Origin of the sequence: Maribacter sp. (assembly GCF_049667165.1) — a bacterium.
Classification (GTDB): Bacteria; Bacteroidota; Bacteroidia; order Flavobacteriales; family Flavobacteriaceae; genus Maribacter_A.
The window spans coordinates 1-13,257 of the sequence record NZ_JBATHS010000164.1 but is presented as its reverse complement, the minus strand read 5'-3'; the positions used below and the strand labels follow the sequence as shown (position 1 = coordinate 13,257).

Sequence of the window (13,257 nt, the reverse complement as noted above, 5' to 3'; positions counted from 1 at the left end):
TATAATTGTACTTTATTAAAAACAGAAGTATGGTTAAGAAGAATATACGATTAGAGGTTATGCAGGCTATAGAGCCGAGAGTAGGGGAATTTATGGACTCCTACTTGATTCCAGTCGAAGACATTTGGCAACCCTCTGATTTTCTTCCCGACCCTGAAAGCAAAGGGTTTTTAAATGACATTGAGCAATTGCGGGAAGAATCAAAGGAATTGGGCTATGATTTTTGGGTAACCATGGTCGCAGATACAATAACCGAGGAAGCCTTGCCTACCTATGAGGCATGGCTAATGGATGTGGAGGGCATAAATCAACATGAGGGCAAGGAGAATGGCTGGTCGAAATGGGTACGCGCTTGGACTGCAGAAGAAAATCGACATGGTGATGTCCTGAACAAATACTTGTATTTATCAGGGCGGGTCAATATGCGTGAGGTAGAGATCACTACCCAGCACTTAATTGCCGACGGATTCGATATTGGGACCGATAGGGACCCCTACAAGAACTTTGTTTATACTTCCTTTCAGGAACTGGCTACGAATATTTCCCACAAACGCGTTGGACAGATGGCCAAAAAGAAAGGCAATGCCCTTTTGGGGAAAATGTGTACCATTATTGCCGGGGATGAAATGCGGCATCATTTAGCATATCGGGAGTTTGTAAAATCCATCTTTGGGGAAGACCCTTCCGGGATGATGTTGGCTTTTGCTGATATGATGAAGAAAAAAATCGTTATGCCTGCCCATTTTTTACGTGAGTCTGGTGGAACCATTGGTACCGCCTTCGAGAATTTTTCAAATTGTGCCCAACGATTGGGTGTTTATACGGCCCATGATTATATCGATATTCTAAAAAAACTGAATTCTTATTGGGAATTGGATACCGTTAGGAACCTTTCTGACGATGCTGAAAAGGCACGTGATTATTTATTGAAACTTCCTGACAGGTTGCACCGTATTTCGGAACGCATGTCCTTTCCGAAAGACCAATACCATTTTAAATGGGTAGAGGCCAATGGAACCTTATAATATTAAAAAAGCCCTGACGCTACCGTCAGGGCTTTTTTAATGGTTGAAAGGATTATAGCTTTCCGTGGTCATGTTCATCTTGCCACTTGGCAAGTTCCTTCCATTTATTTTCATAACACATTTTCGCTTGCATTGGCCATGAGGCAGGATCGTGGATCTTATAGCGATCTCCACCACCATCAAGGACCTTCTGACAATCTGAGACTGACGTTTCAGAAAGGGCTTTCCAAGTCTTTATACCGGCATCGATGAACATTCCGGAAATTTTAGGGCCAATGCCCTCAACGACTTTTAAGTCATCTTTCTTGATCACTTTGCCCATTGCAGCTTTCGCTGCGGCTGCATCAAAAGGAATTGCTTTTTCATTTGTTGTCAGAGCCGCGGCAGCCACCGCACCGCCTACCCCGGCCATGGCAGCCCCAGCCGTTAATTTGCCTTTGCAGGCATCAAGATCTGCTTGTAGTTTGGCATTTTTATCCTGCAAAAGTTTCAAATCGGCAGAATTATCAATAGTTGTACTATTACCTTTACCTAATAGGTATCCGAAAATAGCACAAAGTACACCTACCAATAGTGGAATTAACCAGCACCAAATATTCATTGTTGAAAAATCCATATTTTATTCGTTTTATATTTTAGTTATTTAGTTTAAAGTGATTACTGTTCGTCTGTTTTGAGCCATACCCTCTTCGGTAGCATTGCTCGCCACAGGTTCATCAGGACCTTTTGAAGTTGTCGTTTACGTTTTACATAAAATACCCAACGCTAAAAGCAAAGTTTTACAAAACGTATTCTAGCGCTACCGGGCCATTCCTTCATTTTGGGGCTCCTTCTGGAATCACAATCCACATTCACTACAACACGTGATGTAGAAATACATTCCGGCCAGAATAGTGATGATTATCCCTAGTAGGTTGGTTGTTTTTTTTGTCATAGTATATACTGATTTAGTGTTTAGTTTACAATGTATTAAAAAAAACTTATATTTTGTTAAAAACCGCCTTTTAAATCCTCTAAATCAAGACGATATATGTTCATTTGTCTTACCGCTTAAACCCCTTTCCTGTATTGTGGTCATAAAAAAGTAAAGCAGATAATTAAGTTTGATTTAGTGGGCCAAATATTATGGATATGTCAAAGCCAAACCGACCCAGTCACAAAGTGGAAACAGGGATTTTAAATTTTAAACTAGAGATCAGTAAAGAAGTAGCGTTGTTGGGATTATTGCCGTAAACAATGTAAATACCCACATCTATACACTCGTTACGACCAGTGGTACAGAAAAACTTGATTTCACCCGTAATATGATGTAAGTTTAAGTATTCAGGAACATAATAGAACCCATTAGTATGAAAGCGAAAATTAAAAACTTGTTGATTTTTTGTTGTATGGTCGTTGTTCTAGGTACCCAAGCGTTGCTCGAAGGGAGTTGGAAAGTAGAACCTTCCAAAAGCAAAAGGGTAAAGGCTTGATTTTTTAAGCGGAGCAAGCAAAAGGATGGAAATACAGTAATTTCTTTATAATTTGAGTTAGTTAGTTAGTTAGGTAAACCCGCTGACCGTTTGAGCCAGTCAAGCTAATGGCATGACGAAGGAGCTAAAGGGTCAGCGGGTTTCTCAATGGGTTAGAAGTCAAATTTAATGCCTTGGGCCAAGGGCAATTCGGTCGTATAATTGATTGTGTTCGTTTGTCTTCGCATATAAACTTTCCAGGCATCGGAACCGGATTCACGTCCGCCTCCGGTTTCCTTTTCCCCACCAAATGCGCCACCGATTTCCGCACCTGAAGTACCTATATTCACATTGGCAATACCACAGTCGCTACCTACACAGGAAAGGAATTGTTCTGCATCGCGCAAATTGTTGGTCATTATTGCAGAGGAAAGTCCTTGAACCACTCCGTTTTGAAGCGCTATGGCATTTTGGACATCCCCAGAATATTTAAGTAAATACAATATAGGTGCAAAGGTTTCATGCTGCACGATTTCAAATTCATTCTTGGCCTCGGCAATGGCAGGTTTTACATAACAACCACTTTCATAGCCTTCTCCCTGCAACACCCCACCTTCGACGATGAGCTTGCCACCTTCCTTCACCACTTTTCTTAAGGCATTTTGATACATGGCAACCGCATTGGAGTCAATCAAGGGACCAACATGGTTTTTCTCATCCAAAGGATTACCGATTCGCAATTGGCCATAAGCTTTGACCAAGGCATCTTTTACGGTATCATATATCGATTCGTGTATGATCAATCTTCTGGTTGAGGTACAACGCTGTCCAGCAGTACCTACGGCACCGAAAACCGCCCCTATAATGGTCATTTTAATATCAGCATCGGGAGTTATGATGATGGCATTGTTTCCTCCCAGTTCCAATAATGATTTTCCCAAGCGCGCTGCAACGGCTTGGGCAACGATTTTCCCCATCCGTATCGATCCAGTCGCCGATACCAAAGCCACACGTTTATCTTGGGTCATCATTTCACCAACTTTGTAATCGCCATTGATCAAACAAGAAATTCCATCGGGCAAATTATTGGCTTTAAAAACTTCGGATGCAATATGTTGACAGGCAATACCGCAAAGGGGCGCTTTCTCCGAGGGTTTCCAGACACAGACATCCCCACAGACCCATGCCAGGGCTGTGTTCCAGGCCCACACCGCGACAGGGAAATTAAAAGCTGAAATAATACCCACTACACCTAAGGGATGGTACTGCTCGTACATACGATGTCCTGGGCGCTCTGAATGCATTGTCAAGCCATGCAGCTGTCTTGAAAGGCCTACGGCAAAATCACAGATATCGATCATTTCCTGAACCTCGCCCAATCCCTCTTGATAACTTTTCCCCATTTCGTAGGATACCAATTTGCCCAAAGGTTCCTTGAGCTCGCGAAGTTTGTCCCCAAATTGACGCACGATTTCACCACGTTGGGGTGCGGGTGTGGTTCGCCAAGTTTTAAAAGCTTGGGTAGCCGTTGCCATTACCTTTTCATAATCAGCCTTGCCCGTACTTTTAACCTTTCCGATTAAAGCTCCTTCAACCGGGGAATAGGAAGCAATGATTTCTCCAGAACCAAAGTTTTGAGTCCCTGTAGAGGTGCCATTATTGACTTCTTTTATTCCTAATTTTTTCAAGGCATCAGTGATGCCGAAATCCGTTGCTATTTTTGACATTTTATAACTATTTGATCAAGTATTGTTGAATTTATTACAAAGCTACGAATAATCGTGCTTTACTACATTTGGTGATACCTTTATGTTATCGAATAAAATAATTAAAGTGATAAAAGAAGCAATATGGCTATGATTGCAGGCATTGCCTGTACGAAGAATATTTTCTTATCTGCTGTAAGGGCTCCAAAAATCCCCGCAATGGACACACAGCCTAAAAAGAAAAGTGCAATATTCGATTTCCAGATAGGGTCGGTGATAAAAAAGGTCCAAATAAGTCCAGCCGCCAAAAAACCATTGTACAAGCCTTGATTTGCGGCAAGAGGTTTGGTAGGTTCAAATAATTCCGGCGGAAATTTCTTGAATATTTTTCTTCCCTTTGAAGTCCAAGCGAACATTTCGAACCACATAAAATAGAGGTGCAATATAGCAACCGATCCTATGAGTATATTGATGGCTATTCGCATGACCTAATCGTCTGAGGTAAATCGTTCATCAACAGGCATAACGGTCCCACAATTATCACAGGTCCGCAATTCCTCTGAACCGTAAAAGTGCTTAAAGTGCCCTAAAAAATCTTTTTCAATATCATTTAAGGTAAAATATGCTTCATATAATTTATGGTTGCAGTTGTCACAGAACCAAAGCAGGCCGTCATCAACATTCACATCGGATCTTTTGCGCTCTATAACGAGACCTATAGATCCTTCATGACGAACGGGCGAATGAGGTACCTTGGCGGGGTGTAGATACATGTCGCCAGGGCCAAGTTTCATTGTCTTCTTCTGACGATCTTCCTGGATATGGACTTCGATATTGCCTTCCAATTGATAAAACAGTTCTTCGGTCTCATTATAATGATAATCTTTTCGGGCATTGGGCCCCGCCACGATCATCACGATATAATCCCCGGATTCTTTATACAGGTTTTTATTGCCCACGGGAGGCTTTAATAGATCTCGGTTTTCCTCAATCCATTTATTCAAATTAAAAGGGGGTGAAATTGACATAATTGAAATTTGAATGTTGACAATATGGTAAAAACAATCGTTTACGGCCTTTTAAAAGGCCAGTGATTCAAATGTAAGAAAAGAAAGCGGGACTTTGGGATTAACGATAGAAGAGCTGGGTGAAGTACAAATTACCTTGGGAATCTTTCTTTACGCTAACCGCGGTATGGGTAAAATTGCCCTCCATGGTTTTTTTATGTTCGGTACTTGCCATCCAATTTTCAAAAGCTTCCAGCGCGGAAGCGTAATCCTTGGCAACATTTTCGGCGACAAATTCCGCATTGACCTCAGAGGCTATACTTGAAGCCCTTGAACTAAAACCATCATGACTGAGATTACCTGTAGCGATCATATAATCATTATGATCATTCGCATATTCATAGGCAACAAGGCTCAATTCCAAAGAAGTGTAGCCCAATGAGACACGGTGGACATTTACAATGTCCAACAGCTCATTCTCAACTTCAATGGCATTCTTAGCCTCGATAATATTTGCAGTATCCAATGATTCCTGTGAACAAGAACCTAAAATGATAACAAATAAAAAGAGGAATGCATGTGGCAATCTCATCTTCATACAATGTTCTAAATTGCAAGCAGGTAGACTATAATATAAGTAGGATGAGAATTGGGAGTCTCTTTTTAATATAGTTGAATGGGGTTGTTCAACTGCTGTAATGATAGAGAAATTTGGCGTATAATCATATGAAACTCACTTTATTTTCGATGAAATGCATCCAACATTTCAAAATCGGCAATAAGAACTCCTTATTTTTCTTATTTATGTGGCTTAAACCAAAATTTCAACATCGATTTTGCATCCCGTCCTTAAAAGAAAGGTGTTTTGAAATTTTAATTTCATGATGTTCAGGAATGGATTTTTGTTAAATCTCCACTACTTTTATAATCAAATTAATCGTCCATGAAAATTACCCATTTATTATGCCTGTCATTCATTTTCTTATTTCTTGCAGGATGTACTTCAAAAAAGGATTCCCCATTAGGACAATTTGACGATCTAAGTAAATACCAAGATTATATTTCAGAGGTGAGTCATGGTATTATTTCGGCAAAAAGCGATGTTAGGGTCGTGCTGAATCAACCGATTGAATCATGGAATAATGGCGATGGGTTGGACAGTGACCTACTCCTGGTCACCCCAAATGTAAAGGGGAAAGTGGTCGCCCTGAACAATAGGACAATCGCATTTGTACCCGAAGAAAGTTTTAAACAGGATACCGATTACACGTTTACCTTGGTATTAAAGGATATTATAGACGATTTACCCAAAGACCTTCGAACCATGGTCTTTGGTGTACGGACCCAGAAACAACAGTTCAATGTCTATACCGAGCCTGTACAATCCCATTCAAAAGACCTACAATATATCAATGGACAAGTGCGAAGTTCAGACGTAATGTCATTGTCCAAATTAAAAGAGCTTATCGCTGTAAAGCGAAACGGCAAAGCACTCGAACTGAAGTTTGATGATGCCGTGACCGAAGGCACCCAGTTTTATTTTAAGATCGATAGCATACAACGGGATGAAGATGATACCGAACTAGAAATTTCATGGGACGGTGCTAAATATGCTATCGAAAGCTCTGGAAAGAATATGATCAAAATACCTGGAAAGAGCAATTTCACGATTTTGGATGCCTTGGTACAAAGTGGGGAGCAGCAGCTGGTATTGATCAATTTTTCAGACCCCATTAAAAAAGGGCAAAATTTTAAAGGATTGGTTGTTTTGCAAGGGGTTGATTCGCCTAAATTCTCTATCGATGGGAATACTTTAAAGGTGTATCCCAATTCTGATATAAAAGGTGCCGTCCAAATTGAGGTTTTTGAAGGCATTGAAAGTATCGATGGCAATAAGCTAAAAATGAAATTTGAGGAACTTATGGCCTTTGAGCAACTAAAACCTGAGGTTCGACTTTTATCCAATGGTACGCTTTTGCCCTCTTCAAATAACCTAAAGATCAATTTTGAAACGGTCAATCTTAAAGCAGTTAACGTTTCTGTTTTAAAGATATATGAAAACAACATCCTTCAATTTCTGCAAGGAAATACGATTGACGGGGATTATAATTTACGTTCTGTTGCCCGTCCTATTGCCAGAAAGAGACTCGTTTTAGAGAATCGATTGTCCAACACCAACGGTAAATGGTCTGCCCATGCCTTGGATCTCAAAACCCTCATTACCCCAGATGTTGGTGCTATTTATAGGGTTGAATTTGATATTGAACCCTCATTTAGTTCCTATACCTGTGAATCGACCGATTTTGGGACGGAGACTGATGCCGAGGAAAATTTTGATGAGGAACAAGAAGACAGTTCTTGGGACGGTATAGAAACCTATTATGAGGATAATTATTACAATTATGACTGGAACGAGCGTGAAAATCCTTGCCATACTTCCTATTACTATAACAAGAAAATCGGCATCAATATATTGGCCAGTGACCTTGGGGTTACGATAAAGAAAGGCGTGAACAACAGTTATTTTGTTGCTGTAAATGACATTTTAAACACGAATCCCGTGGCCGGCGCAAAGGTTACGTTCTATAATTATCAACAACAGCCCATGGGTAATGTCATTACGAATGCCGAAGGCACGTCGATTTTTGATGCCGAAAAGATGGCTTATTTCGCCATAGCGGAGAATAACGGACAAAAGACCTATGTAAAACTCAACGATGGCAATGCGCTTTCAGTAAGCAAATTCAATGTAGCGGGAGTTCAATTACAAAAAGGAATCAAAGGTTTTATCTTCGGCGAGCGGGGAGTGTGGCGCCCTGGGGACCCGATATTCCTTTCCTTTTTATTGAATGATAACGCCAACAAACTACCCCCTGACCATCCTGTGAAACTGGAATTGTTGGACCCCTACAATAAAGTGGTCCTTCGGGAAGTCCAAAAATCAGGCTTGAACAATTTTTATCACTTTGCCATTAAGACCGATGAGAATGCCCCTACGGGCAATTGGCTTGCAAAAGTATCGGTCGGTGGGGCTTCATTTACCAAAACCGTCAAGATAGAGACCATCAAACCCAATCGATTGAAAATAAAGACGGCGTTTGAACAGGAAGTGCTTTCTGGTTCTAAGCCGATCAATGGGTCTTTGGAAGTGAAATGGCTCCACGGCGCCATCGCAAAAAACCTTAAAGTGGATGTTACAGCGAAGTTCAATGCCCAACAAACAGGTTTTGATTCCTTTCCAGGTTTTGTTTTTGATGACCCTACCAGGACTTTCACTGCTGAGGAACAACGTGTTTTCGATGGTAGATTGAATTCTGAGGGGAAGGTAGATTTCAGCATGAAAACCCAACTTACCAACAGGGCACCAGGGATGCTCAATGCCGCGTTTATTACCAAAGTGTATGAAAATGGGGGCGATTTTAGCACAGACGTCTTTGTCAAACCCTATTCCCCCTATCAAACCTATATCGGGTTGAATACGCCTAAAGGGGATAAAACCAGAGGCATGTTGTTGACCGACACCAAACACCGTTTTGAGATCGTTTCAGTAGATGAAAAAGGTAATCCGAAAACAGTCATAAATCTCAAGGTGACCATATATAAAGTCAATTGGAGATGGTGGTGGGATACGTCTGCGGATAACCTCAGTAATTTTAGCGGTAGCAATTACCGCGAGATGGTTTTCGATAAAACCTTGAGTACGAATGCAAATGGGAAAGCAACTTTTGATTTTGAATTGAAATATCCTGATTGGGGCCGTTACTTGGTACGTGTCGAGGATCCCAATGGTGGCCATGCCACAGGAAAGACCATTTATATAGATTGGCCGGGTTGGGCAGGAAAATCCAGAAAAAATGACCCCTCAGCGGCTACGATGCTTGTTTTTACGGCAGATAAGGAAAATTATAACGTAGGCGAAACGGCCAAAGTAACCTTTCCAAGTTCTGAGGGGGGAAGAGCTTTGGTCACTGTGGAAAATGGTAGTGAAGTATTGGAATCCCTATGGGTCACAACTTCCAAGGGAGAAACCCGATTTGAACTCCCTATTAAGGCAATTTATACGCCCAATGTCTTTATACATATTTCATTATTGCAACCACACGCATCAACGCTGAATGATTCCCCAATACGTTTGTATGGGGTAATACCGATTTCGGTTGAAGACCCAACGACAAAATTACAGCCCGTTATAGCGATGCCTGATGTACTACAGCCAGAGGAAAACATAACCTTAAAAGTAAGTGAGGCAAAAGGGACGGCCATGACTTATAGCGTCGCCATAGTCGACGAAGGACTCTTGGACCTGACCCGATTCAAAACCCCAGACCCATGGAATACCTTTTATGCACGGGAGGCATTGGGTGTTAAAACATGGGATGTCTTTGATGATGTCATTGGGGCCTTTGGCGGCCGTATTGATCAGGTGTTTGCCATTGGAGGCGATGGTGAATTGGCTGGTGCAAAGAACAAAAAAGCGAATCGTTTCGAGCCTATGGTTATTTATTTGGGACCATTTGATTTGAAGGAAGGCCAAACGCGGTCCCACCAAATCAGTATACCCAAATATGTAGGTTCGGTACGGACGATGATCGTCGCGGGGAAAACCGAGAGCGGGGCCTATGGCAATGCAGAAAAGACCACTCCAGTTCGCAAGCCCTTAATGGTATTGGCCTCCTTGCCCCGAAAGATTACCCCTGGTGAAAAAGTAACACTTCCGATTACGGTATTTGCGATGGAAAAGAAAGTGAGGAATGTTACGGTTAAAATCAAACAAGACCAAGCATTTACAATCGATGGAGCAACTTCACAAACGCTATCGTTTACCCAACCCGATGAGAAAATGGTCTATTTCGATTTGAACATAACCGATTTTATAGGCATAGGAAAAGTAATAGTTGAAGCCTCAGGCAATGGCGAAAAGGCTTCATTTGAAATCCCGATCGATGTGGTGAATCCCAATCCTATGACATCCATTGTTGAGGATTTGGTACTTGATGCCCAAGGGAGTCAAACAATCGACTTACAAACTTTTGGAATTACCGGTAGCAATTCGGCCCAGGTCGAATTTTCAACCTTACCTCCTATGAATTTCAATGGTCGTATGAAATATTTGATCCGTTATCCCCACGGATGTGTGGAACAGACTACTTCGGCCGCCTTCCCGCAACTATTCTTGTCCGACATCTTTGATTTGGATAGCAATCGAAAAAGCCAGATACAAAAACACGTGGAAAATGCCATTCAGCGTTTGGGAGGGTATCAATTACCGAATGGAGGGTTTTCGTATTGGCCAGGTCAAGGTCGGGTCAACGATTGGGGGACCTCCTTTGCCGGGCATTTCTTGTTGGAAGCCGAAAACAAGGGCTATGTCCTACCCATTGGATTTAAATCTAGCTGGGTAAGTTACCAGCAACAGATTGCAAAACAATGGCGAAGCGGTTCAGGGAATTCTGATTTGGCACAGGCCTATCGCTTGTATACCTTGGCAGTATCCGGGAATGCAGACGTGGCTTCAATGAACAGATTACGAGAAACCCAAGGGCTTTCAAATGATTCTAGATTCCGCTTGGCGGCCACTTATGCTTTGATCGGTCAGAAACGTGTTGCGGAACAGTTGCTTTCTACTACCACGTACGATTTTAACGATTATGAATACAATTACTATACCTATGGTTCCGAAAGTAGAAATAGGGCCATGGCCTTGGAAACTTTGGTTTTGATGCAGGATAAGACCAAGGCACAGGAAATGGCCAAGACCGTAGCCCTGCAATTGGGTGAAAAACAATGGATGAGCACGCAGAGTACGGCCTATAGCCTTTTGGCCATGGCAAAATTTGCTGAAATGGTGGGCGGAAAAGGAATCAAGGCGAAAATTATCCTTAATGGTACTTCGACCGATGTGAATACAACCAAAACACTGGCAAATAATGAGCTTGTCATCAAGGAAGGTGCCAATAGTATTACCTTGACGAATACGGAACAGAATACACTTTATGTGACGATTGTCAACAACGGTATATTAGCTGTTGGGGAAGAAAAGGAGTTTCAACGAAACCTTAAGGTCAGTGCCGTATACAAAGGTAGGGACGGATCGCCATTGGATGTGACAAAGGTGATGCAGGGCACTGATTTTGTCGCTGAGGTGACTTTGACCAACACTACGGGCAATACCATTGAAAATGTGGCATTAACGCAAATATTCCCTAGTGGATGGGAAATTGTGAACACCCGATTTACCGATTTCGGTGACTTCGCCCAAAATGAAGTTGACCATACCGACATTCGGGATGACCGCACTAATTTCTATTTCGAGTTGAAGAAGAATGAGACAAAAACCTTTAGGGTATTATTGAATGCCTCCTATTTAGGCACGTACTATTTTCCAGGGGTGCAGGCAGAGGCAATGTATGATAATGATTACGCGGTAAGAACCAAGGGAAGGTGGATAGAAGTCGTACAATAATAAACTTCAAGTCCAAGTTTCGAGTTCTAACTCAAAAAAAGGCAAGTTCAATGTGATACATCTATTGGTGGAAATCCCCCCCAGAAGGCTTCTGTTGAGCCGTTCGGCTATGGTGCCCTAGGCAGGCCAAGACAAGTTCAGTCAAAATAATTAGGAAGTGCTATAAACGTTAAAGGGAAGCCCTTTTGGCCTTGGGGACTAAAACATCCGTACTCGAAATTTGGTCGACCCATGCAATGGCATCTTCCAAAGAATTGAACCAACGTAACTTGGTATTTACGAACATTCTTTCAAGCATGGCATTAAAATAACCCGTCTTGGTATAGCTTATGATACCATAGGCTTTTAGGTTATAACTTAGCTTAAAGAATTTTTTCCAATCGGTTGGCACTAATGAATAGTCGTTCACCCTATGGGAAATATAGATAAGATCTTTTCCGTTATTATCATAGAGGTTCGATAATTCCTCGGCGATCATCTTTCCGTGTTCTTTCCATGAAATATGGACATTATCATGGAATTCCCCAACAATAAAAGTATCGAATAGGTAAAAATCCCCGAAACTATAATTGATTTCGTGGATTGCCCTGTAATAATACGGTGTGTCCCTTAATTTTTTCACTGCGCCCTCATTTTCTCGTTCTCACTTACAAAAGAATAAAAACCAATACAATCGTAGGTTATAAATCGTTAAATAGCCATTATAATCTCTAAAATACCTAAATCTACATGTTACAACTAATTGTTCCGCAATAGGTTATACGAATTGGATTACATTTTATGAGCCAATAGAACCTAACTTCACGATTGGATATTTTTCACCTCATAATTCAATAATACTTGGCTTGTATCTAATTTAATTCTAATGTCTGACATACACGATATGGAGAACACTATTTTTTTTGGGGTCGATCCAAGAAGGATATAAAGGTTTTCCTAGACGAAATAAAGGGTATTCATAAAATGCTAATCAGGAATTTACTGATTTTCGGTACCAATACGTTGGTTTGCACGATGTTCTAAATGTATATGAAAAATGTTAGGTAGGATTACTTTTATGGGTAGTGTTATAATACGTTTTGTCCGACTTTAATTGAAATTTTACTTTGAAAAAATGTTATGGGAATGGTTTAATTTGACTATTCAAGGAGTTGGCCGTTGATTTGGATTAGATTCCTGAAATAGTCTTTAAAATCTGACGGTGCATTGTCGCTTATCTCATCGAACATCCAAGTCTTTGATTTGCCATTTTGTTCAATGCGTATGAAATAATCAAAATCAGCCAATAAATCTACTCCAATTTTGTTTTTACTGTCCAGCAATCCAGTTGGAATTTCGAGCAATGGTTTAGCTAATTCAAATTTACTTAATGGCAGTGCTTCATTTTCAAAGCTTGTATTTTCCCAGTTCCCGAATTCCGTATCAGTATCCGAATCTTTATAAATTGCTTGTTCTGTCAATAGATACAGGGTCCGACAGTCCCCAGCACATTCGCCATAGATTGCACCGAACATGATTGTTTTACTAGAAGCGAACTTTGTTTCATCATCATTACTACAGCTTAAACCAACTATAGAAAGCAAAAGCAAAAATAAATTTTTCATA

9 protein-coding genes are annotated in these 13,257 nt (G+C 41.1%); 2 read left to right on the top strand and 7 right to left on the bottom strand.

Annotated elements, in window-relative coordinates; translation table 11 throughout:
- Nucleotides 1-29 precede the first annotated feature (29 nt).
- Nucleotides 30-1,025: an acyl-ACP desaturase gene (locus tag WBM98_RS08445; RefSeq protein WP_424365584.1), complete on the top strand. Its 996-nt coding sequence runs from the start codon at nucleotides 30-32 to the stop codon at nucleotides 1,023-1,025.
- A 52-nt stretch (nucleotides 1,026-1,077) separates the two neighbouring features.
- Here WBM98_RS08445 and WBM98_RS08440 read toward each other — a convergent pair whose 3' ends face one another.
- From WBM98_RS08440 to WBM98_RS08420, 5 genes are all read right to left on the bottom strand, one after another.
- The gene (locus tag WBM98_RS08440) at nucleotides 1,078-1,641 is read right to left on the bottom strand and encodes a hypothetical protein (protein WP_424365583.1); all 564 of its coding nucleotides are present in this window, start codon (nucleotides 1,639-1,641) and stop codon (nucleotides 1,078-1,080) included.
- 1,008 nt (nucleotides 1,642-2,649) lie between these two features.
- Nucleotides 2,650-4,203, bottom strand: a complete 1,554-nt coding sequence (locus WBM98_RS08435; RefSeq protein WP_424365582.1) for an aldehyde dehydrogenase family protein — start codon at nucleotides 4,201-4,203, stop codon at nucleotides 2,650-2,652.
- Nucleotides 4,204-4,304: 101 nt separating this feature from the next.
- Nucleotides 4,305-4,667, bottom strand: coding sequence for a DUF1304 domain-containing protein (locus WBM98_RS08430; protein ID WP_424365581.1), 363 nt, complete (start codon nucleotides 4,665-4,667; stop codon nucleotides 4,305-4,307).
- Between the two features lie 3 nt (nucleotides 4,668-4,670).
- On the bottom strand, nucleotides 4,671-5,210 hold the full coding sequence (locus tag WBM98_RS08425; protein WP_424365580.1) for a 3-hydroxyanthranilate 3,4-dioxygenase: 540 nt from the start codon (nucleotides 5,208-5,210) through the stop codon (nucleotides 4,671-4,673).
- Nucleotides 5,211-5,310: 100 nt separating this feature from the next.
- Nucleotides 5,311-5,787 carry a CAP domain-containing protein gene (locus WBM98_RS08420; RefSeq protein WP_424365579.1) on the bottom strand — a complete coding sequence of 159 codons (477 nt, stop codon included), beginning with the start codon at nucleotides 5,785-5,787 and terminating at the stop codon, nucleotides 5,311-5,313.
- A 345-nt stretch (nucleotides 5,788-6,132) separates the two neighbouring features.
- Here WBM98_RS08420 and WBM98_RS08415 point away from each other — a divergent pair, with 345 nt between their 5' ends.
- Complete coding sequence (locus tag WBM98_RS08415; RefSeq protein WP_424365578.1) at nucleotides 6,133-11,652, top strand: alpha-2-macroglobulin family protein; 5,520 nt, start codon at nucleotides 6,133-6,135, stop codon at nucleotides 11,650-11,652.
- Between the two features lie 169 nt (nucleotides 11,653-11,821).
- Here WBM98_RS08415 and WBM98_RS08410 read toward each other — a convergent pair whose 3' ends face one another.
- Together WBM98_RS08410 and WBM98_RS08405 are read right to left on the bottom strand one after the other, a co-directional pair.
- Nucleotides 11,822-12,274 carry a hypothetical protein gene (locus WBM98_RS08410; RefSeq protein WP_424365577.1) on the bottom strand — a complete coding sequence of 151 codons (453 nt, stop codon included), beginning with the start codon at nucleotides 12,272-12,274 and terminating at the stop codon, nucleotides 11,822-11,824.
- A 517-nt stretch (nucleotides 12,275-12,791) separates the two neighbouring features.
- Nucleotides 12,792-13,257 (bottom strand): hypothetical protein (locus WBM98_RS08405; RefSeq protein ID WP_424365576.1); only part of this gene is annotated, 466 nt, incomplete at its 5' end.